Origin of the sequence: Streptomyces sp. NPDC008001, from assembly GCF_042958085.1 — a bacterium.
Lineage (GTDB): Bacteria > Actinomycetota > Actinomycetes > Streptomycetales > Streptomycetaceae > Streptomyces.
Genome location: NZ_JBIBIZ010000002.1, coordinates 55789 through 74001, shown reverse-complemented (window position 1 = coordinate 74001; position 18213 = coordinate 55789). Strand labels below are relative to the sequence as shown.

At 72.5% G+C, this 18213-nt stretch carries 15 protein-coding genes and 5 tRNA genes; 9 read left to right on the top strand and 11 right to left on the bottom strand.

What is annotated here, in order from left to right; translation table 11 throughout:
• Nucleotides 1–75: 75 nt before the first annotated feature.
• On the bottom strand, nucleotides 76–792 hold the full coding sequence (locus ACFZCD_RS05285; RefSeq protein WP_391829001.1) for an SLATT domain-containing protein: 717 nt from the start codon (nucleotides 790–792) through the stop codon (nucleotides 76–78).
• Nucleotides 793–1115: 323 nt separating this feature from the next.
• Between ACFZCD_RS05285 and purD the strand changes: the two genes are divergently transcribed.
• The 6 genes from purD (at nucleotide 1116) to ACFZCD_RS05255 (ending at nucleotide 9494) form a co-directional block, all read left to right on the top strand.
• Nucleotides 1116–2366, top strand: a complete 1251-nt coding sequence (gene purD, locus ACFZCD_RS05280; protein WP_391829000.1) for a phosphoribosylamine--glycine ligase — start codon at nucleotides 1116–1118, stop codon at nucleotides 2364–2366.
• 514 nt (nucleotides 2367–2880) lie between these two features.
• Nucleotides 2881–4554 (top strand): hypothetical protein, encoded by a 1674-nt coding sequence (locus ACFZCD_RS05275; protein ID WP_391828999.1) that lies wholly within the window; start codon nucleotides 2881–2883, stop codon nucleotides 4552–4554.
• Between the two features lie 231 nt (nucleotides 4555–4785).
• Nucleotides 4786–6315 (top strand): N,N-dimethylformamidase beta subunit family domain-containing protein, encoded by a 1530-nt coding sequence (locus ACFZCD_RS05270; RefSeq protein ID WP_391828094.1) that lies wholly within the window; start codon nucleotides 4786–4788, stop codon nucleotides 6313–6315.
• Between the two features lie 68 nt (nucleotides 6316–6383).
• On the top strand, nucleotides 6384–7283 hold the full coding sequence (locus ACFZCD_RS05265) for a phosphoribosylaminoimidazolesuccinocarboxamide synthase (RefSeq protein WP_391828092.1): 900 nt from the start codon (nucleotides 6384–6386) through the stop codon (nucleotides 7281–7283).
• Nucleotides 7284–7407: 124 nt separating this feature from the next.
• On the top strand, nucleotides 7408–8103 hold the full coding sequence (locus tag ACFZCD_RS05260; protein WP_391828090.1) for a response regulator transcription factor: 696 nt from the start codon (nucleotides 7408–7410) through the stop codon (nucleotides 8101–8103).
• The gene (locus ACFZCD_RS05255; RefSeq protein WP_391828088.1) at nucleotides 8100–9494 is read left to right on the top strand and encodes an ATP-binding protein; all 1395 of its coding nucleotides are present in this window, start codon (nucleotides 8100–8102) and stop codon (nucleotides 9492–9494) included. The genes ACFZCD_RS05260 and ACFZCD_RS05255 overlap by 4 nt, the downstream gene beginning before the upstream one ends.
• Nucleotides 9495–9592: 98 nt before the next feature.
• Here ACFZCD_RS05255 and ACFZCD_RS05250 read toward each other — a convergent pair.
• The 10 genes from ACFZCD_RS05250 to ACFZCD_RS05205 form a co-directional block, all read right to left on the bottom strand.
• Nucleotides 9593–9668: transfer RNA gene (locus ACFZCD_RS05250), tRNA-Gly, on the bottom strand.
• Nucleotides 9669–9703: 35 nt separating this feature from the next.
• Entirely contained in the window at nucleotides 9704–10333 is a 630-nt protein-coding gene (locus tag ACFZCD_RS05245) for a response regulator (protein WP_391828086.1), read from the bottom strand.
• Nucleotides 10330–11685 (bottom strand): sensor histidine kinase, encoded by a 1356-nt coding sequence (locus ACFZCD_RS05240; RefSeq protein ID WP_391828084.1) that lies wholly within the window; start codon nucleotides 11683–11685, stop codon nucleotides 10330–10332. Before ACFZCD_RS05240 ends, ACFZCD_RS05245 begins: the two co-directional genes overlap by 4 nt.
• Nucleotides 11686–11797: 112 nt before the next feature.
• Entirely contained in the window at nucleotides 11798–12568 is a 771-nt protein-coding gene (locus tag ACFZCD_RS05235; RefSeq protein WP_391828082.1) for an ABC transporter permease, read from the bottom strand.
• Between the two features lie 5 nt (nucleotides 12569–12573).
• Entirely contained in the window at nucleotides 12574–13596 is a 1023-nt protein-coding gene (locus tag ACFZCD_RS05230) for an ABC transporter ATP-binding protein (RefSeq protein ID WP_391828080.1), read from the bottom strand.
• Nucleotides 13597–13738: 142 nt separating this feature from the next.
• Nucleotides 13739–13811: transfer RNA gene (locus ACFZCD_RS05225), tRNA-Gly, on the bottom strand.
• A 95-nt stretch (nucleotides 13812–13906) separates the two neighbouring features.
• A tRNA-Gly gene (locus ACFZCD_RS05220) sits at nucleotides 13907–13978 on the bottom strand.
• A 46-nt stretch (nucleotides 13979–14024) separates the two neighbouring features.
• Nucleotides 14025–14096 (bottom strand) — tRNA-Gly (locus ACFZCD_RS05215).
• Between the two features lie 45 nt (nucleotides 14097–14141).
• A tRNA-Gly gene (locus ACFZCD_RS05210) sits at nucleotides 14142–14213 on the bottom strand.
• 146 nt (nucleotides 14214–14359) lie between these two features.
• Complete coding sequence (locus ACFZCD_RS05205) at nucleotides 14360–14677, bottom strand: Lsr2 family protein (protein WP_391828078.1); 318 nt, start codon at nucleotides 14675–14677, stop codon at nucleotides 14360–14362.
• Nucleotides 14678–14992: 315 nt separating this feature from the next.
• On the opposite strand from ACFZCD_RS05205, the gene purS reads away from it, so the two are divergent.
• The 3 genes from purS to purL are packed head-to-tail and all read left to right on the top strand — an operon-like array spanning nucleotide 14993 to nucleotide 18164.
• Nucleotides 14993–15238, top strand: a complete 246-nt coding sequence (gene purS / locus ACFZCD_RS05200) for a phosphoribosylformylglycinamidine synthase subunit PurS (RefSeq protein WP_391828076.1) — start codon at nucleotides 14993–14995, stop codon at nucleotides 15236–15238.
• Nucleotides 15235–15918: a phosphoribosylformylglycinamidine synthase subunit PurQ gene (gene purQ / locus ACFZCD_RS05195; RefSeq protein ID WP_391828074.1), complete on the top strand. Its 684-nt coding sequence runs from the start codon at nucleotides 15235–15237 to the stop codon at nucleotides 15916–15918. The genes purS and purQ overlap by 4 nt, the downstream gene beginning before the upstream one ends.
• A complete protein-coding gene (purL, locus tag ACFZCD_RS05190) occupies nucleotides 15915–18164 on the top strand; it encodes a phosphoribosylformylglycinamidine synthase subunit PurL (RefSeq protein ID WP_391828072.1) in 2250 nt (749 codons plus the stop codon). Before purQ ends, purL begins: the two co-directional genes overlap by 4 nt.
• Nucleotides 18165–18213: the final 49 nt, after the last annotated feature.

The window sequence follows — 18213 nt, the reverse complement described above, 5'->3', positions numbered from 1 at the left end:
CGAGCAGTGCCCGGGGCCGGTCCAGTGTTCAGCGCGGGGGCTCCGCGGGGAGCAGGGCCCCCGCGGGGAATCGGCTCAGCGCGGGGACTCCGGGGGCCGCTGCCGCGGCATGTTCGGCCGGGTCCCGGGGGGCAGCGGGAAGCGCGGCAGCGGGCCGCCGCCCTCCCCCCGGGGCCCCCACGACACCAGCGACTGCGTGAGCAGCGGCGTCGGCCCCGCACGGAACTCCACCATCCAGTCGGCCGTCTCCGCCCGGACGAGCTCCGAGACGTCCTCGGAGAAGCGCCGCAGGACGCTCAGACAGCGCTCGGCCGCCTCACTGGCCGTGCCCTCGGTCGGGCCGAGCACCTCACGGACGCACTCCGACGCCCAGTCGAACTGCAGCGCTTCCAGCCGCCGCTGCACGGCCTGTGCCGTGGCGACGGCCCGCATCCAGCCGGACGTCAGGCCGAAGTAGCGGTCGCAGGCGACGCAGGCGACCGACCCGAGCAGCACGAGGAACCCCCAGGCGCAGCCCGTGGCGACGACGTTCGTCAGCTGCAGCAGCGGCAGGGCCGAGCCCACCACCGCGCAGACCGCGGCGCCGATGCGCAGTGCGCGCGCCCACCTGCGTTTCCAGGCGCGGTCCGCCAGATACCAGTCGACCAGATACAGGGCGCCGTTCTCCACCCAGCGGTACAGCTCATCGAGACGCTCCGCCGGTTCCCCCCAGTCGCCGAGCGGGAAGGTGCGGCCGCGCAGGTCGCCACGGTGCCTCCCACTCTGCTCGCGGGGGAGCCCTTCGGGCTGCATCTCCGGCTGGCTCACCCGTGCACTCCCTCTGCCGCATGCGGATCGCGAGCCCCCTTCCTACCGCCGAACGGTCGGTCTTGGGGACAAGATCGCTGCTTTTCCGCCCGTAAGCGCAGACGAATCCGGTATAAGCCGCAGTTCGGCATCACTCGAAAGAGTGGGTCGCGGGGCCGGGGATGAGGTCGCCGGGTTGCCCTGCGGTGGCCCGCCGGCCGTGCGGGGCGGCTGCAGTGACGTTTCTGTACGCCGTCAGCGGGCCGCCACGCGGATCGTCATACGGACCCTGGAAAGCGATCAGTCGACGAGGCAATAGGGTGACCGGTGTGAAGGTCCTCGTCATCGGCGGCGGCGCCCGCGAACACGCCCTGTGCCGCTCTCTGTCCCTCGACCCCGACGTCACCGCGCTGCACTGCGCCCCCGGCAATGCCGGGATCGCCGAGGTCGCCGAGGTGCACCAGGTGGACGCCCTCGACGGCGCGGCCGTCGCCGGTCTCGCCGCTTCCCTCGGCGCGGACCTGGTGGTCGTCGGCCCCGAGGCCCCGCTGGTCGCAGGCGTGTCCGACGTCCTGCGCGAGCGGGGCTTCGCCGTCTTCGGCCCCTCGGCGCGGGCCGCGGAGCTGGAGGGCTCCAAGGCGTTCGCCAAGGACGTCATGGCCGCGGCCGGGGTGCCCACGGCCCGCGCCTACGTGTGCACCACGCCCGCGGAGATCGACGCCGCCCTCGACGCCTTCGGTGCGCCGTACGTCGTCAAGGACGACGGCCTGGCCGCCGGCAAGGGCGTCGTCGTCACCGGCGACCTGGGGATCGCCCGCGAGCACGCGCTCGCCTGCGGCCGCGTCGTCATCGAGGAGTTCCTGGACGGCCCCGAGGTCTCCCTCTTCGCCGTCACCGACGGCGAGACCGTCGTCCCCCTCCAGCCCGCCCAGGACTTCAAGCGCGCCCTCGACGGCGACGAGGGCCCGAACACGGGCGGCATGGGCGCGTACTCGCCGCTGCCCTGGGCCGCCCCCAAGCTGGTCGACGAGGTCCTGCAGACCGTCCTGCAGCCGACCGTGGACGAGCTGCGCCGCCGCGGCACGCCCTTCTCCGGCCTGCTCTACGCGGGGCTCGCGATCACCTCGCGCGGCGTCCGCGTGATCGAGTTCAACGCGCGCTTCGGCGACCCGGAGACGCAGGTCGTCCTCGCCCGCCTGAAGACGCCCCTGGCCGGGCTGCTGCACGCTGCCGCCACGGGCACGCTCGCGTCCCTGCCGCCGCTGCGGTGGAGCGACGGGGCGGCCGTGACGGTCGTCGTCGCCTCGCACAACTACCCGGGGACGCCGCGCACGGGCGACGTCATCGAGGGGCTGGAGGAGGCCGCCGCGGTCGACGGCGCGTACGTCCTGCACGCCGGGACCGCGTCCGACGCGGAGGGCCGCGTGGTCAGCGCGGGCGGCCGCGTCCTGTCCGTGACGGCCACGGGCCCGTCCCTGCAGGCCGCTCGCACGCGCGCCTACGAGGCGGTCTCCCACGTCCGCCTCGCCGGCTCCCACCACCGCAGCGACATCGCTGCGCGCGCGGCCGAGTCCGCGTAACCGCCGCTCGCTGCCGCCCCGGGGACACCGGGGCGGCACCAGCTCCCGAGCCTGTGACGGCACGCGGAGCCACCCCGCAGCGCCCCGGGGGCCGCCCGCAGCCTCCCAAGGGCCGCCCCACGGCGGAACGTCCGCCACGACGGCGCGCAGCCCCCACCCGCGTATCCGGCGGTGCCGGACCCGCCCCGCGCCCCCTATACGCCCGCCCCGCCCGGCAAGGGCCAAGGCTTTGCCCAAAGCCATTCCATCGGGTGACCGGTTGGCTAACTAGCTGACGCGCGCCCCACCCCCAACTAGGGTGCCGCGCAGGCGAGGTGCCGGGCCCGAAGACAAACCCCGAAGGCAAACAGAGATGCGCGGAGGGGCGGGCAAGAGCGCCGGCATCAGGCAACTGGCCCACCGGCATTGCGATGTCAGAGGCCGGTGCCACAGTGGGGGGAAAGGCAACGCCCCGGCGTTGCGTCCGCTGTCGCACTCCTCGGTCCGACGGAGCACAAACTGGCAACAGGGGGTGATCGGTCTCGTGGCAGGTCCGGAAGCAGGCGTGCTCGTCGCACGCGCCCAAGCCCTCGCGGTGCTGCGCATCCGCAGCGTCGCGCTGGCCGTCGCCCTGCTGCCCGCGGCAGCCGCCGCCGTGCTGGCGGCGGGCATCGCGATGGGCCGCATCCCGGACGGCGGCGGCTGGTCCGCCGCCCGCTGGGCGCTCGCCGGCGCCGCGGTGCTCGCCCTGACGGCCGCGGCCGCCGTGGCCGCCGTGGTCGTCAGGGCCAGGCCGGCCCTGAGCCCCACGGTCCCCGTCCCCGAGGAGAAGGCCCCCGACCTCTACCGCCTGGTCCGCGACCTCGCGGAGCGGCTGGAGGTCCCGGCCCCGTCGGCGATGGCCCTCACCCCGGACTGCGACAGCTGGCTGGAGGACCGCACCCACCCGGCGAACGGCCCGCCGCGCCCCCGCCGCTCCTGGCACCGCCCGCGCCGCCGCTCGACGGCCGCGCCGGTGCTGGTGATCGGCTCGCCCTTCCTGTGGTGGATGCGCGTGGCAGAGCTGCGCGCCCTGCTGGCCCCGGTGGTCGCCGGCACGGGCCCCTCGGCCCACCCCGACATAGCCGCCGCCCGCCGCTTCGTCCGCGGGCTGGACGCCGCCGTGGCGGTCGCGGCGGGCCGGCCCGCGCTGGCGTTCGTCGGCGGCGTGGCCCGGCTGCTGCTGCACTCCTGCCGGGCGCACGCGGCCGAGATGGAGCGGGGGGTCGCGGCGGCCGCCTCCGAGCGCGCCCAGAGCGTGGACTACGGCCTGCGGATCGTCGCCCAGGAGCAGGTGGGCCTCGCCTACGCCGGCTGGGACCGGCTGCTGAACAGGGTCGCGCTGCCCGCCTGGCGCATGGGCCGCTGGCCCTCCCGGCTCGACGCGGGCGTCGTCTCCGCGCTCACCGAGCTCTCCCGCCGCGACCGGCTCGCGGAGGGCTTCGCCTCCCGCCTGGGGGAGCGCCCGGCCTGCGATCTGCTGGAGGAGCCGGGCACGATCGACGAGGCCGCGTCCCTGCTGGCGGCCCGGCTCTTCCACGGCGGCCCGGCCGAGACGGGCCCGGACTGGTCGCCGGTGGCCTGGAGCCAGTATCCGGAGGAGGTCGTGGACCGCAAGTGGCGGCTGGAGGCCGCCCGCCTGCACCGCGTCCTCGACGTCCTCGAAGCCCTGCCGGCCCTCACTCCCGTCCCCGTGGCACCCGAGGGCATGGCCGCGGCGCCCACCGTGGCGCGGGTCCTGGAGCGGCTGGCGGGCCCCGCCGCCGGCGGGGTCGCGGAGGAGCTGGGCGCCCGGCTCGGCGCCGAGGTGGCCCGGGAGGCCGCCCAGGAAGAGCTCACGGCGCGGCAGAGCGGCACCTTCGGCACGGCAGCCGCCGACCCCTGGGTGGACGGCCTCACGCCGCTCTTCCCGCTCCAGCCGCCCCGCAGCGGCCGCGAGCTGCTCGCCGACCACGTGACGGCCATGGTCTGCTGCGCCGCCGTGGACACCGCCGGAGCCTCCCCCGGCCTGGACTGGCTCGACGGCCCGGCCCTGCTCGTCGGCGGCGCCCGCCGCCCCGACCTGGCCCGTACGGTCCTCACCCTCATCGAGGACGGCGACGACGCGCCGCTGCGCGCCTGGCTCGGCGAGGTAGGGGTCCGCCCCGAGAAGCCCGTCCGCCTGGTGTGAGCGCCGTGACGCTCGGTGATCCTTCGCCCTGTCACTTACCGGGGAATTTCGCGACGAGCAGTGACGAGATGGGCGCAGTATGTGATGTGCTGGGGGCTGCTGTGCGCCGGTGACTGCAGCGAGCCACGCCCGGAACCACCGGATCAACGGAACCACCGGTCAACGGGACGACCGAAAGCCGGCAGGCGTCGGGGACGTAGCCGGGGACGTGACGCAGGGGAGGGAGCACGCATGGGGATGGACCAGATCCGCCGCTGGGAGTCGGGGGCGCTCGCACACGCCGTGTCCGATCCCTTCGGCCAGGGCCCGCTGCCCTGGCTGCGCGGCAGCGAGCACTACTTCGACGACACGGGCCAGATCATCCCGTGGTACGTGAACCCCGTCCCGGACCGCGGAGGCGGAGGCGCCGACGGGGGCGGCGGCAGGGGCAGACCCGGCGCGCGGGGCGCCGGCCGCATCCCCGCCCCCCGCAGCGGCGGCCCGCGCACCGCCGACGACGTCCACCTCCAGATCAAGGGCTTCGCGTCCAACAGCGCGGTCGCCCCCGGCGAGGCCATAGATTTCCGCATCACCGTGGATCCGCCGCAGCAGTTCGGCGTGGACGTCTACCGCATCGGCCACTACGCGGGCGACGGCGCCGCGAAGATCACCACGAGCCCGCGGCTGTCCGGCATCGTCCAGCCCGCGCCGCTCACCGTCGACCGCACGGTGTCCTGCCACCACTGGTGGCTCTCCTGGCGCCTGCAGATCCCCAGCTACTGGAGCCTCGGAGCGTACGTGGCCGTCCTGACCACCGCCGACGGCTACCGCAGCCACATCCCCTTCCTCGTCCGCGACACCCACCCCGCGGACCTGCTGCTCGTCCTGCCCGACATCACCTGGCAGGCCTACAACCTCTACCCCGAGGACGGCCGCACGGGCGCCAGCCTCTACCACGCCTGGGACGAGCACGGGCGGCTCCTCGGCGAGGAGGGCGCGGCCACCACCGTCTCCTTCGACCGGCCCTTCGCGGGCGCGGGCCTGCCCCTGCACGTGGGCCACGCGTACGACTTCATCCGCTGGGCCGAGCGCTACGGCTACGACCTCGCCTACGCCGACACCCGCGACCTGCACGCCGGCCGCGTCGACCCCTCCCGCTACCGGGGCCTGGTCTTCCCCGGCCACGACGAGTACTGGTCGCCGGCCATGCGCCGGGCCGCCGAGCTGGCCCGCGACTCCGGCACGTCGCTGGTCTTCCTCTCCGCCAACACCATGTACTGGCAGGTCGAGCTCGCCCCCTCGCCGGCCGGTCCCGACCGCCTCATGACCTGCCGGAAGCGCCGCGGCCCCGGCCGCTCCGCGCTCTGGCGCGACATCACGCCCGCCGAGCAGCAGCTGCTGGGCATCCAGTACGCGGGGCGGGTCCCCGAGCCCGCCCCCATGGTCGTCCGCAACGCCGACCACTGGCTGTGGGACGCCACCGGCGCCGGCGAGGGCGACGAACTGCCCGGCCTCGTCGCCGGCGAGGCCGACCGCTACTACCCCCGGACGGCCCTGCCCGAGCACACCCGCCGCATCCTCCTGGCCCACTCGCCCTACCTGGACGGCGAGGGCAGCAAGCGCCACCAGGAGACGTCCCTCTATCGCGCCCCGAGCGGCGCCCTGGTCTTCGCCGCGGGCACCTTCGCCTGGTCACCGGCCCTGGACCGGCCGGGCCACACCGACACCCGCATCCAGCGGGCCACGGCCAACCTCCTGGACCGGATCTGCAAGCGCTGCTGACCCTCCTCCGCCGGGTCCGGGCGCGTACGGCAGAATCGTGGTGCTTGGACAAACCACCAGGAGGACGCGTGTCCGGATTCGTAGAGAAGCCCGAGCCGATCGAGGTGCCCGGTCTCGTGCATCTGCACACCGGCAAGGTCCGCGACCTCTACCGCGACGCGGACGGCAACCTGGTCATGGTCGCCAGCGACCGCATGTCCGCCTACGACTGGGTGCTGCCCACCGAGATCCCCGACAAGGGCCGGATCCTCACTCAGCTGTCCCTGTGGTGGTTCGACCGCCTCATCGACCTCGTCCCCCACCACGTGCTCTCCACCGAGCTCCCGGCCGGCGCCCCCGCCGACTGGGAGGGCCGCACGCTCATCTGCCGCGCGCTCGACATGGTGCCCGTGGAGTGCGTGGCCCGCGGCTATCTGACCGGCTCCGGCCTCACCGAGTACCGGCAGACGCGCACGGTGTGCGGGCTCGCCCTCCCCGAGGGCCTCACCGACGGCTCCGAGCTCCCGTCCCCGATCTTCACGCCCGCCACCAAGGCGGCCGTCGGCGAGCACGACGAGAACGTCTCCTACGAGGAGGTGGCGCGGCAGGTCGGCGCCGAGACGGCGGCCCTGCTGCGGCAGACGACCCTCGCCGTCTACGGGCGGGCCCGCGACATCGCCCGCGACCGGGGCGTCATCCTCGCCGACACGAAGTTCGAGTTCGGCTACGCGGGCGGCGAGCTCGTCCTCGCGGACGAGGTGCTCACCCCCGACTCGTCCCGCTTCTGGCCGGCGGACGCGTGGGAGCCGGGGCGGGCACAGCCCTCCTTCGACAAGCAGTTCGTCCGCGACTGGCTGACCTCCCCGGCCTCCGGCTGGGACCGCTCGGGCCACCAGCCGCCGCCGGAGCTTCCGCAGGACGTGGTGGAGCGCACGCGCGGCAAGTACGTCGAGGCCTACGAGCGCCTCACCGGCACGTCCTGGTCCTGACAGATCACCGAGAACGTGTCCGGCGGTGCCGAAATAAGAGCCCTCTAAGAGAGCCCTGACACGCTGTGGGCGGCCCCAAAAACGCTGGAGCCACCCACAGCCCCAGAACCCCGCCGGAGGCGCCATGGCCGAGACGCCCGTGCTCGTCGTCGACGACGACCCCGACGTACGGGCGGCCGTCGCCGACGCCCTGGCCGTCGAGGGCTACGACGTCCGCGAGGCGGCCGACGGCCTGGCGGCGCTCTCCTCCGTCGCGGCCGCTCCGCCGGGCGCCATCGTCCTCGACCTGGCCATGCCCGTCCTCGACGGGCTCGCGGTCTGCCGCAGACTGCGCGCGCTGGGCGACCGCACGCCCGTCCTCGTCCTCACCGCCCGCGACGCCGTCGCCGACCGCGTCGCCGGCCTGGACGCGGGAGCGGACGACTACCTCGTCAAGCCGTTCGCCCTGGACGAGCTCCTGGCCCGCCTCAGGGCCCTGCTGCGCCGCGCCGCACCCCCGGGAGCGCCCGGCCAGGACACGGGCATGCTGTCCTTCGCGGACCTCACCGTCGACCCCGCCACCCGCACCGGCGAGCGCGGCGGCATCCCCCTCGTCTTCACCCGCACCGAATTCGCCCTGCTCGACGTCCTGATGCACCACCCGGGCCAGGCGCTGCCCCGCGAGGTCATCCAGCAGCGCGTCTGGGGCACCGACTTCGGCCCGGACTCCAACTCCCTCGCCGTCTACATCGGTTACCTGCGGCGCAAGCTGGAGGCCGGCGGCGCGCCCCGCCTCGTCCACACCGTGCACGGCATCGGCTACCGCCTGGCGGAGCAGTGAGCCCGACGGCCCTGCGCAGGCGCCTCCTCGGCCGCAGGCCCCTCCGCGCCCGCCTCGCCCTCGTCACGTCCGTGGCGGTCGCGCTCGTCGCCCTGGGCGTCCTGGCCGCCGCCTACGTCGTCATCCGCTACGAACTCGGCCGCCAGCTCGACCTCCAGCTCAAACAGCAGGCCACACTCATCTCCCAGCAGAGCCGCAGCGAGCCGACCGGCCCCCTGTACGGCGAGTGCACCTGGCTCGCCGCCCCCGCCTGCGCGCAGACCGTCCGGGCCGACCCGGCGGCGCCGCACCAGGACGGCCTCGTGCTGCCCGTGACCGGCGCCACCCGCCGCGTCGCGGCCGGCACGCTCGGCGAGCACTACAGCGACATCACCGTCGACGGCCACGCCATGCGGATGCTGACCACGCCGGTCAAGGGCCACCGCGCCCTGCAGGTCGCCGTGCGCTCCGACACCGTCGACAAGGGCGTCCGCCAGGCAGGCCTGCTCCTCGGCGCGGTCGGCGGCGCCGGCGTGCTCCTCGCCGCCGGACTCGGCTACTTCGCCTCCCGTACGTCCCTGCGCCCCGTCACACGGCTCACGGCCACCGCCGAACACATCGCCGCCACCCGCGACCCCGCCCACCGCATCGAGCTCGCCCCCTACGAGGCCCGCCGCGACGACGAGATCACCAGTCTCGCCACCAGCTTCAACACCATGCTCGGCGAACTGGAGGAGGCCGTCGCCGCCCAGCGCCGCCTCGTCGCCGACGCCTCCCACGAACTGCGCACCCCGCTGACCGCACTGCGCACCAACGCCGAGCTCCTCGCCCGCGCCGAGCGCCTCACCCCGGCCCAGCGCGAGCGGGCCGCCGCCGCGCTCGGCCGGCAGCTCCGCGAGGTCACGGGTCTCGTCAACGACCTCATCGAGCTGGCCCGGGACGAGGAGCCGCAGCAGTTCGTGGAGGACGTCCGCCTCGACCGGCTGGCGGAACGCTGTGTCGCCGACGCCCGCGGCCACTGGCCGGGCACGGTCTTCACCACCGACCTGGCGGGCCCGGAAGGCGTCACCGTCGCCGGAGTCCCGGCCCGCCTCGCCCGGCTGCTGTCCAACCTGCTCGACAACGCGGCCAAGTTCAGCCCCCCGGGCGGCGCGGTCGACGTGCGCCTGGCCCGTACGGACGGCGGGCTCGACCTGACCGTCCGCGACCGCGGCCCCGGCATCTCCGCCGAGGACCTGCCCTACGTCTTCGACCGCTTCTACCGCTCCCGGCAGGCCCGCGCCCTGCCCGGCTCCGGGCTGGGCCTCGCCATGGCCCGCCAGATCGCCCGCGCCCACGGCGCCGAGCTGACCGCCGAGCAGGCGCCCACGGGCGGCGCCCTCTTCCGCATCCGCTTCCCGCGGCCCCGCTGAGACGGCGGCCGGCCCCGGGCACGCCGCAGACCCTTGGGAACGCCGCAGGTCTCTTGAAACGCCGAAGGCCCCGGTCGTGATGACCGGGGCCTTCGTACTGGAGCGGACGACGAGACTCGAACTCGCGACATCCACCTTGGCAAGGTGGTGCTCTACCAACTGAGCTACGTCCGCATGCCCCGCGCGTTTCCCGTGCGGTGCGAGAACCACTATAGCCAACCCTGGGACCGTGCAATGCGCGCGGCCGCGTGACGGTTGTCCGCGCCCAGCTTCGTGGCGGCCGCCGAGAGGTAATTGCGGACCGTCCCGGGCGTCAGCGAAGCCCGCTCCGCGATCTCCGCGATGGGCGCCCCGCCCTCCGCCAGTTCGAGCAGCTCGGCCTCGCGCGGGCTCAGCGGGGAGTCGCCCGCGCTGATCGCATCGGCCGCCAACTCGGGGTCCACATAACGGCTTCCGCCGTGCACGGTCCGGATGATCTCGGCGAGCTTCTGTGCCGAGACGGTCTTCGGCACGAACCCCCGCACCCCCGCCTCGAGTGCCCGCTTCAGGTGCCCGGGCCGGCCGTGCCCCGTCACGATCATGGCCCGGCAGGCGGGCAGCTCCGCCCGCAGGGATGTGGCCACCATCACACCGTCGGCCCCCGGCATTTGGAGATCGAGGACCGCGACGTCCGGCCGGTGCGACCGGGCCATGGCGAGCGCTTCCGGGCCCGACGCGGCCTCGGCGACCACCTGGAGATCGTCCTCCAGGCCCAGCAGCGCGGCCAGCGCACCCCGGATCAAATGCTCGTCATCCGCGAGCATGACCCGGATCGGCGTGATGTTGACGCCGTTGCTCATGCCGTCCCCCCAGTGACCGGAACCTCATCAGCGGTCAGCGGCGCTTTGCCCACCGGGACCGTACCGCCGACCGGCACTGCGATCTCATGCGGCTCATCCGCCCCATTCGCTTCACCCGGCGCCTCGGCCGGATCCGCCAGCGGTACCTCCGCCGTCAGCCGGAACGTCGCGTTCGACCGGTGCTCGTACGTCAGCGTGCCGCCCAGCACCGTGAGCCGCTCCCGCAGGCCCGCCAGCCCGGAACCGCTCCCCGACCCCGGAACCCGCTTCGGCTCCCGCACCCCGTTGTTCTCCATGACCAGGACGGCTGTCGTCCCCGCCACGACCCGCAGCCGCACGGCACACCGCTCGGCGTCCGCATGCCGCAGCACATTGGTGGTGCCTTCCCGGACCACCCACGCCAGCACCGCCTGCACGTCCGGCGGCAGGGTCTTGCCCACCGTGTCATCGATCCGGCAGTCGATGTCCGCAGCCGACAGGACCCCCCGCGCCCCCACGAGCTCGGTGTGCAGATCCGCCTCGCGGTAGCCCCGCACGACCTCCCGGACCTCACGCTGGGAGTCCTGGGCGATGCGCTGGACCTCGCTCATCTGGGCCACCGCGTCGGCGGAGCCCCGGCGGGCCAGCTGGACGGCGAGCTCGCTCTTGAGCGCGATCACCGCGAGGTTCCGGCCGAGGACGTCGTGCAGATCCCGGCTGAACCGCAGCCGCTCCTCCGCGACCGCCAGCCGCCCCTGGGCCTTCCGTGCGGTCTCCAGCTCCCACAGGACGTGCAGCATCCAGCCCGATGTCCGCACGACGGACACGCACCACAGCCCGAGGGCGGCCACCGTCACCGTCACAGTGGCCGCGGCCCCGAAGCTGGCCCCGAGCGCCAGGAGGCCGGTGCCGAGCAGCAGCGCCACCGCGGCGCACGCCCCCATGAAACTGCGGATCCTGCGGGCCAGCAGGGTGTACGGGCCGAGGGCCGACAGGCTGCCGTTCCACAGGAACAAGCCGATGGTGGAGACGTACTCCTGGCCGTAGGCGTGGAACGAGACGGCCATGCAGACGAGCGCCGCGAGGAACAGCACCCCTTGCACGGCCAGCCGCCACCAGGGCGCGGGTTTCTTCCACAGATAGTGGTCGATGGACTGGCGGAATACGGGAATGCCCAGCGCCCCCTGGAGGGTCAGGATTGCGCCCAGCGCCACCGTCCAGGCCCTGGTGAGACCCGAGCCTGCCAGCACATTGACCGTGCCGAGCGCAGGAAGGACGACGGGCAGCCCGTAGAGCGACCACCGCATATAGATGTCGACCTTGGCGACCCTGCTGCGGCTCCGCCACTCCCGCACCCGCGTCCACAGGCCCATGGGCCCCCGCCCCCTTGCACGTCCTCGTCACTGCTTCACGGCCACTGCCTTACGGCTTCACGGCCATTGCTCTCTTGCTTACGGCCACTGCCTCACGGCCACTGCCCCGTGGTCACCGCCGCGGCTCCCAGCGGAACCACCGCCGGGCAGCGTAAGCAGCCACTATTGTCCAGGCGATGCCGGTGAAGATCGCGCTCCCGGCCTCATGGGCGCTCATCCCGCCCAGCCAGCCGCCGCGCACCAGCTGGATCACCGGCGTCAGCGGCAGCACCGAGCAGATGTCCGCCATGACATCCGGCATGGCCTCCAAGGGCACCATAAGCCCCGAGCCCGCCACGGAGATCAGCATCAGCGGCGAGGTCACCAGCTGGGAGCCCTGCACCGTCTTCGCCCAGCTCGCGGTCACCGCGGCCAGGGCTATGGACATCGCTATCCCCAGCAGGAGCCCGATCGCCATCAGATCGGGCCGGGCGACCGCCCGCAGGTCCAGCCAGAGCACGCCCGCAACGACCAGCAGCACACACTGCGCCAGCGCCACGGCCACGGCCGGCAGCGCAGTGCCGGTCAATATCTCGGCATCCCCGGTCTCACCGGTCCGGAGCCGCTTGAGGACCAGCTCCTCACGGCGCGCCACATAGGCACTGACCAGGTGCTGGTAGACGGCGAAGAGCAGGATGTAGCCGAAGGCGCCGGTCAGGGCGACCTCGTTGACCGACATCCTGGCCTTGCCGAGGTCCACCTCACCGATGGCACGCCGCATCGCCCAGACCATCATCACCGGCATCAGCAGCGCCACGTAGAGCGCCATCTTGTTCCGCCCGAGCAGGGTGAACTCCGCCCGGCCCAGAGCCATCACCCGCGGCACCGATATCGACACAGCCATTGCCATTACGCCTTCCTCCCCGCGACAGAATCCCCACCGCGGCCGGCACCGAGGCCGGAACCGAGACCCGCTCCCGCATCCGCGGGCTCGCCGGCGGGGCCTGCACCCGCTATGGCCAGGAACGCCTCCTCCAGCGAGGCGGTCCGGGCGTCGAGGCCCTCCAGCTCGATGTCCTTGTCCCGGGCCCAGAGCAGCAGGCCGGTCAGCGTCCGCTGCAGCTCCTGGGTCTGCAGCTCTATCCGCCCGCGCTCCTCCTCATGCCGCACGACGCCCAGTTCGGCCAGCGGCGGGAGGTCGCCCACGAACCAGCCCACGGGCATGGCGAAGCGGATCCGCGCGGGATAGCTGCCGATCACTTCCTCCGGGGACCCGGAGGTGACGATCCGCCCCTCGCGCATGATCGCCAGCTGGTCGGCGAGGGCTTCCGCCTCCTCCAGATAGTGCGTGGTCAGCAGCACGGTGGTGCCTTCGGCACGCAGCCGGCGCACCAGCTCCCAGGTGTTGTGCCGGGCCTCGGGGTCGAGGCCGGTCGTCGGCTCGTCGAGGAAGAGGACCTCCGGGCGGCCCAGGAGGGCGAGCGCGAGATCGAGGCGGCGGCGCTCGCCGCCGGAGAGCTGCTTGATGCGGACGGCCTTGCGCCCGCCGAGGCCGACCAGCTCCAGGGCCTCCGCCACGGGGCGGGCCCCGGTGGTGCAGTCGGCCCACATCCGGACCGTCTCCGTGACGGTCAGGTCCGAAGGGAAGCCGCCTTCCTGGAGCATCACTCCGATCCGCGGCCGCACGGCGCTCCGCTCCGCATACGGATCGTGCCCGAGCACCCGCACCTCGCCCGCGGTCGGCTTGGCGAGGCCCTCCAGGAGCTCGACCGTGGAGGTCTTGCCCGCGCCGTTCGTGCCGAGCAGGGCGAACAACTCGCCGCGCGCCACAGTGAAGGAGATGTCCCGCACCGCTTCGAAACCCTTGTCCCCGGCCGGGCCGTAGCGGCGGCGCAGCCCCGAGACGTCGATCACACTGTCCCCGATGTCCATGACTCAAGGCTCCCGCCGGATCCGGGCCCGGATCAGTGCGGCCTGTCATGTCTTCGGATGACGAATGTCATCAGCGCCGGGAGGAGGTGCCGGTGACACGACGAAGGCCCCGGTCGTGATGACCGGGGCCTTCGTTCAACTGAGCGGACGACGAGACTCGAACTCGCGACATCCACCTTGGCAAGGTGGTGCTCTACCAACTGAGCTACGTCCGCATGCTTCCGACCGTGAGCTTCTCGAATGAGGAGCCGCCGGGCGGTGCGTGCATCACTCTACCTGATCCACTTGCGTGGCCGGTAACCGTGATGAGAGCGGGTGACAGGAATCGCACACTGCGCCTCCCCCTTGGAAAGGGGGCGCTCTACTACTGAGCTACACCCGCATGGATCGCCGGTCCGGCCCACGGAAGTGGACCGTCAAGCGATCAGAGCGGGTGACAGGAATCGCACACTGCGCCTCCCTCTTGGAAAGAGGGCGCTCTACTACTGAGCTACACCCGCATGATCCGTCCCGCCGGACCACAACTGTGGCCGGAGGACGTTCAGAGCGGGTGACAGGAATCGCACACTGCGTCTCCCCCTTGGAAAGGGGGCGCTCTACTGCTGAGCTACACCCGCGTGACCTGGGGGTTTGCCCGGTTTCCCGGCCTCGCCCCGCGGCGTGATCCAGACTCTAGCTGATCATCCGGGGTGCTTGGCAAATCGGCCCGGCGGACCGTCCGCCGCCGGGCCGCCCGCAGTCCGGCAGCAGCCCGGCGCCCGGCTCACTCGGCGGAGTTGAAGGCCTCGTACACGCGCTTGGGGATGCGGCCGCGCGGCGGGACGTCCATGCCGTGCGAGCGGGCCCAGGCGCGGACCGCCGCGGGGTCGGGGGCGACGGAGGTGCGGCGGTAGGCCTTGCCGGAGCGGGACTGCTTGCGGCCCGCCTCCAGGTAAGGCGCGAGGACTGCCCGCAGTTTCTTCGCATTGGCAGTGTTGAGGTCGATCTCGTACGACTTGCCGTCGAGGCCGAAGGTAACCGTCTCCGCGGCTTCCCCGCCGTCGATGTCGTCGGAGAGTGTGACCACTACGCGCTGTGCCACGAATATCGGTCCTTTCGGCGGGCATCCCGGCGGTGAACTGCAGAGATGCACTGGTTCCGGATGTTCCGGATCCGTTCCTGGTCAATGGTTATTCATTTGTACATCGAAGAGCATTGGAAAGTGAAGCCCAGTTAATTAGGTCCGTGTGCCGCTTCGCAATCAGGACCGTACGTTTTTCCCGGGATTTTTCCAGGGCGTCCCGGGTGTCGATGCGTAAACGTGACAGGAGGCCCAGCATATCTATGCGCGTAGATTTTTCGGGACTGTACGCTGGCCGTACCGCTTCAGCTCACGCACCACACACCGGGAGTGCCAGTGGCACGCGTCGTAGTCGACGTCATGCTCAAGCCGGAGATCCTCGACCCGCAGGGCCAGGCGGTGCAGCGCGCGCTGCCTCGCCTGGGTTTCGAGGGGATCGCCGACGTCCGTCAGGGCAAGCGCTTTGAACTCGAGGTGGAGGGTCCGGTCGACGACGCCGCCCTCGCCCGAATCCACGAGATGGCGGAAACGTTTCTCGCCAACACCGTGATCGAGAACTACACCGTGCGGGTCGACTCGTGACTGCACGCGTAGGAGTCGTCACTTTCCCCGGCACCCTGGACGACCGGGACACCCAGCGCGCCGTCCGGATCGCCGGGCTCGAGCCCGTGCCGCTCTGGCACCGCGACAAGGACCTCAAGCAGGTTGACGCCGTGGTCCTGCCCGGCGGTTTCTCCTACGGCGACTACCTGCGGGCGGGTGCCATCTCCCGCTTCTCGCCGGTCATGGAGACCGTCATCGAGCAGGCCCGGGGCGGCATGCCCGTCCTCGGCATCTGCAACGGCTTCCAGGTGCTCACTGAGAGCCACCTGCTGCCCGGCGCGATGCTGCGCAACAACCACTTGCACTTCATCTGCCGCGACCAGAAGCTCCGCGTCGAGAACGCGGACACCGCCTGGACGTCCGACTACGAAGCGGGCCAGGAGATCTCCGTCCCGCTGAAGAACATCGACGGCCGCTACGTGGCCGACGAGCGCACCCTGGACGAGCTGGAGGCCGAGGGCCGCGTCGCCTTCCGCTACCTGGACGGCAACCCCAACGGCTCGCTCCGCGACATCGCCGGCATCACCAACGCCGCCGGCAACGTCGTCGGCCTGATGCCGCACCCCGAACACGCCGTCGAGCCGGGCGTCGGCACCGGCCGCACGGACGGGCTCGGATTCTTCACCTCGATCCTGAAGAAGCTGGTCAGCACCTCATGACTCTCGACACCGTCAAGCACGCCAACGAGACCCCCGACACCGACCAGCCGTGGGCCGAACTGGGCCTGAAGCAGGACGAGTACGAGCGCATCCGCACCATCCTCGGCCGCCGTCCCACCGGCGCCGAGCTCGCGATGTACTCCGTCATGTGGTCCGAGCACTGCTCGTACAAGTCGAGCAAGGTCCACCTCCGCCAGTTCGGCGAGAAGGCCCCCGAGAACGACGCCCTCCTCGTCGGCATCGGCGAGAACGCCGGCGTCGTCGACGTCGGCCAGGGCTACGCGGTCACCTTCAAGGTCGAGTCGCACAACCACCCGTCGTACATCGAGCCCTACCAGGGCGCGGCCACCGGCGTCGGCGGCATCGTCCGCGACATCCTCGCGATGGGCGCCCGCCCGGTCGCCGTCATGGACCCGCTGCGCTTCGGCGCCGCCGACCACCCCGACACCAAGCGCGTCCTGCCGGGCGTCGTCGCGGGCATCGGCGGCTACGGCAACTGCCTGGGCCTGCCCAACATCGGCGGCGAGGTCGTCTTCGACGCCTGCTACCAGGGCAACCCGCTGGTCAACGCCCTGTGCGTGGGCGTGATGAAGCACGAGGACATCCACCTCGCGAAGGCCTCCGGCGCCGGCAACAAGGTCATCCTCTACGGCGCCCGCACCGGCGGCGACGGCATCGGCGGCGTCTCGGTCCTGGCCTCCGAGACCTTCGACGACAGCAAGCCCGCCAAGCGTCCCGCCGTCCAGGTCGGCGACCCCTTCCAGGAGAAGCTCCTCATCGAGTGCACCCTGGAGATCTTCCGCGAGGACCTGGTCGACGGCATCCAGGACCTCGGCGGCGCCGGCCTGTCCTGCGCCACCAGCGAGCTGGCCAGCGCCGGCTCCGGCGGCATGCGCGTCGAGCTGGACCGCGTGCCGCTGCGCGACGCGACGCTCTCGCCCGAGGAGATCCTCATGAGCGAGTCGCAGGAGCGCATGTGCGCGATCGTCGAGCCCGGCAAGGTCGACCGCTTCCTGGAGATCTGCGAGAAGTGGGACGTCATCGCCACCGTCATCGGTGAGGTCACCGACGGCGACCGGCTGGAGATCTTCTGGCACGGCGAGCAGATCGTGGACGTGCCGCCGCGCACCGTGGCCCACGAGGGCCCGGTCTACGAGCGCCCGTACGCCCGTCCGGACTGGCAGGACGCCCTCCAGGCCGACGACGCGAACAAGCTGGCCCGGCCGGCGACCGCCGAGGAGCTGCGCGCGCAGGTCCTCAAGGTGATCTCCTCGCCGAACCAGGCCTCCAAGTCCTGGATCACGGACCAGTACGACCGGTTCGTGCAGGGCAACACCGTCCTCGCGCAGCCGGAGGACTCCGGCATGGTCCGCGTCGACGAGGACACCAACCTCGGTGTCGCCGTCGCCACGGACGGCAACGGCCGCTACGCCAAGCTCGACCCGTACACGGGCGCGCAGCTCGCGCTCGCCGAGTCCTACCGCAACGTGGCCGCCTCCGGCGCCCGCCCGCTGGCGATCTCCAACTGCCTGAACTTCGGCTCCCCCGAGGACCCGGCCGTCATGTGGCAGTTCGCGGAGGCCACGCGCGGCCTGGCGGACGGCTGCCTCGCGCTCGGCACCCCGGTCACCGGCGGCAACGTCTCGCTGTACAACCAGACCGGTGAGACCGCCATCCACCCGACCCCCGTGGTCGCGGTGCTCGGCGTCATCGACGACGTCAACCGCCGGACGCCGATCGCCTTCTCCGACGAGGGCCACCTGCTCTACCTGCTGGGTGACACCAAGGAGGAGCTGGGCGGTTCGGCCTGGTCCCAGGTGGTCCACGACCACCTCGGCGGGCTGCCGCCGGCCGTGGACCTGGACCGCGAGAAGCTGCTCGGCGAGATCCTGATCTCCGCCTCGCGCGACGGCATGGTCGACGCCGCGCACGACCTCTCCGACGGCGGTCTGATCCAGGCACTGGTGGAGTCGTGCCTGCGCGGCGGCAAGGGCGCGCGGATCATCGTGCCCGACGGCATCGACCCGTTCGTCTTCCTCCTCTCCGAGTCCGCCGGCCGCGCGGTCGTCGCGGTCCCGCGGAGCGAGGAGCTGCGGTTCACCGACATGTGCGGAGCGCGGGGCCTGCCCGCGACCCGGATCGGTGTCGTCGACGGCGAGGAGATCGACGTGCAGGGCCAGTTCAGCATTCCGCTGGCCGAGCTGCGCAAGGCCCACGAGGCCACGATCCCGGCGCTGCTCGCGTAGGACCGCCTGCCGCAGGTCCGCCTGACGTGCCCGGTGGCGGGGGCCGGCT

What these genes read in the sequence shown, in the direction of transcription:
- ACFZCD_RS05285 (WP_391829001.1), bottom strand. Translation starts at nt 792, where the DNA reads ATGCAGCCCGAAGGGCTCCCCCGCGAGCAGAGTGGGAGGCACCGTGGC.
- ACFZCD_RS05270 (WP_391828094.1), top strand. Translation starts at nt 4,786, where the DNA reads ATGGGGATGGACCAGATCCGCCGCTGGGAGTCGGGGGCGCTCGCACAC.
- ACFZCD_RS05260 (WP_391828090.1), top strand. Translation starts at nt 7,408, where the DNA reads ATGGCCGAGACGCCCGTGCTCGTCGTCGACGACGACCCCGACGTACGG.
- ACFZCD_RS05245 (WP_391828086.1), bottom strand. Translation starts at nt 10,333, where the DNA reads ATGAGCAACGGCGTCAACATCACGCCGATCCGGGTCATGCTCGCGGAT.
- ACFZCD_RS05240 (WP_391828084.1), bottom strand. Translation starts at nt 11,685, where the DNA reads ATGGGCCTGTGGACGCGGGTGCGGGAGTGGCGGAGCCGCAGCAGGGTC.
- ACFZCD_RS05235 (WP_391828082.1), bottom strand. Translation starts at nt 12,568, where the DNA reads ATGGCTGTGTCGATATCGGTGCCGCGGGTGATGGCTCTGGGCCGGGCG.
- ACFZCD_RS05230 (WP_391828080.1), bottom strand. Translation starts at nt 13,596, where the DNA reads ATGGACATCGGGGACAGTGTGATCGACGTCTCGGGGCTGCGCCGCCGC.
- purL (WP_391828072.1), top strand. Translation starts at nt 15,915, where the DNA reads ATGACTCTCGACACCGTCAAGCACGCCAACGAGACCCCCGACACCGAC.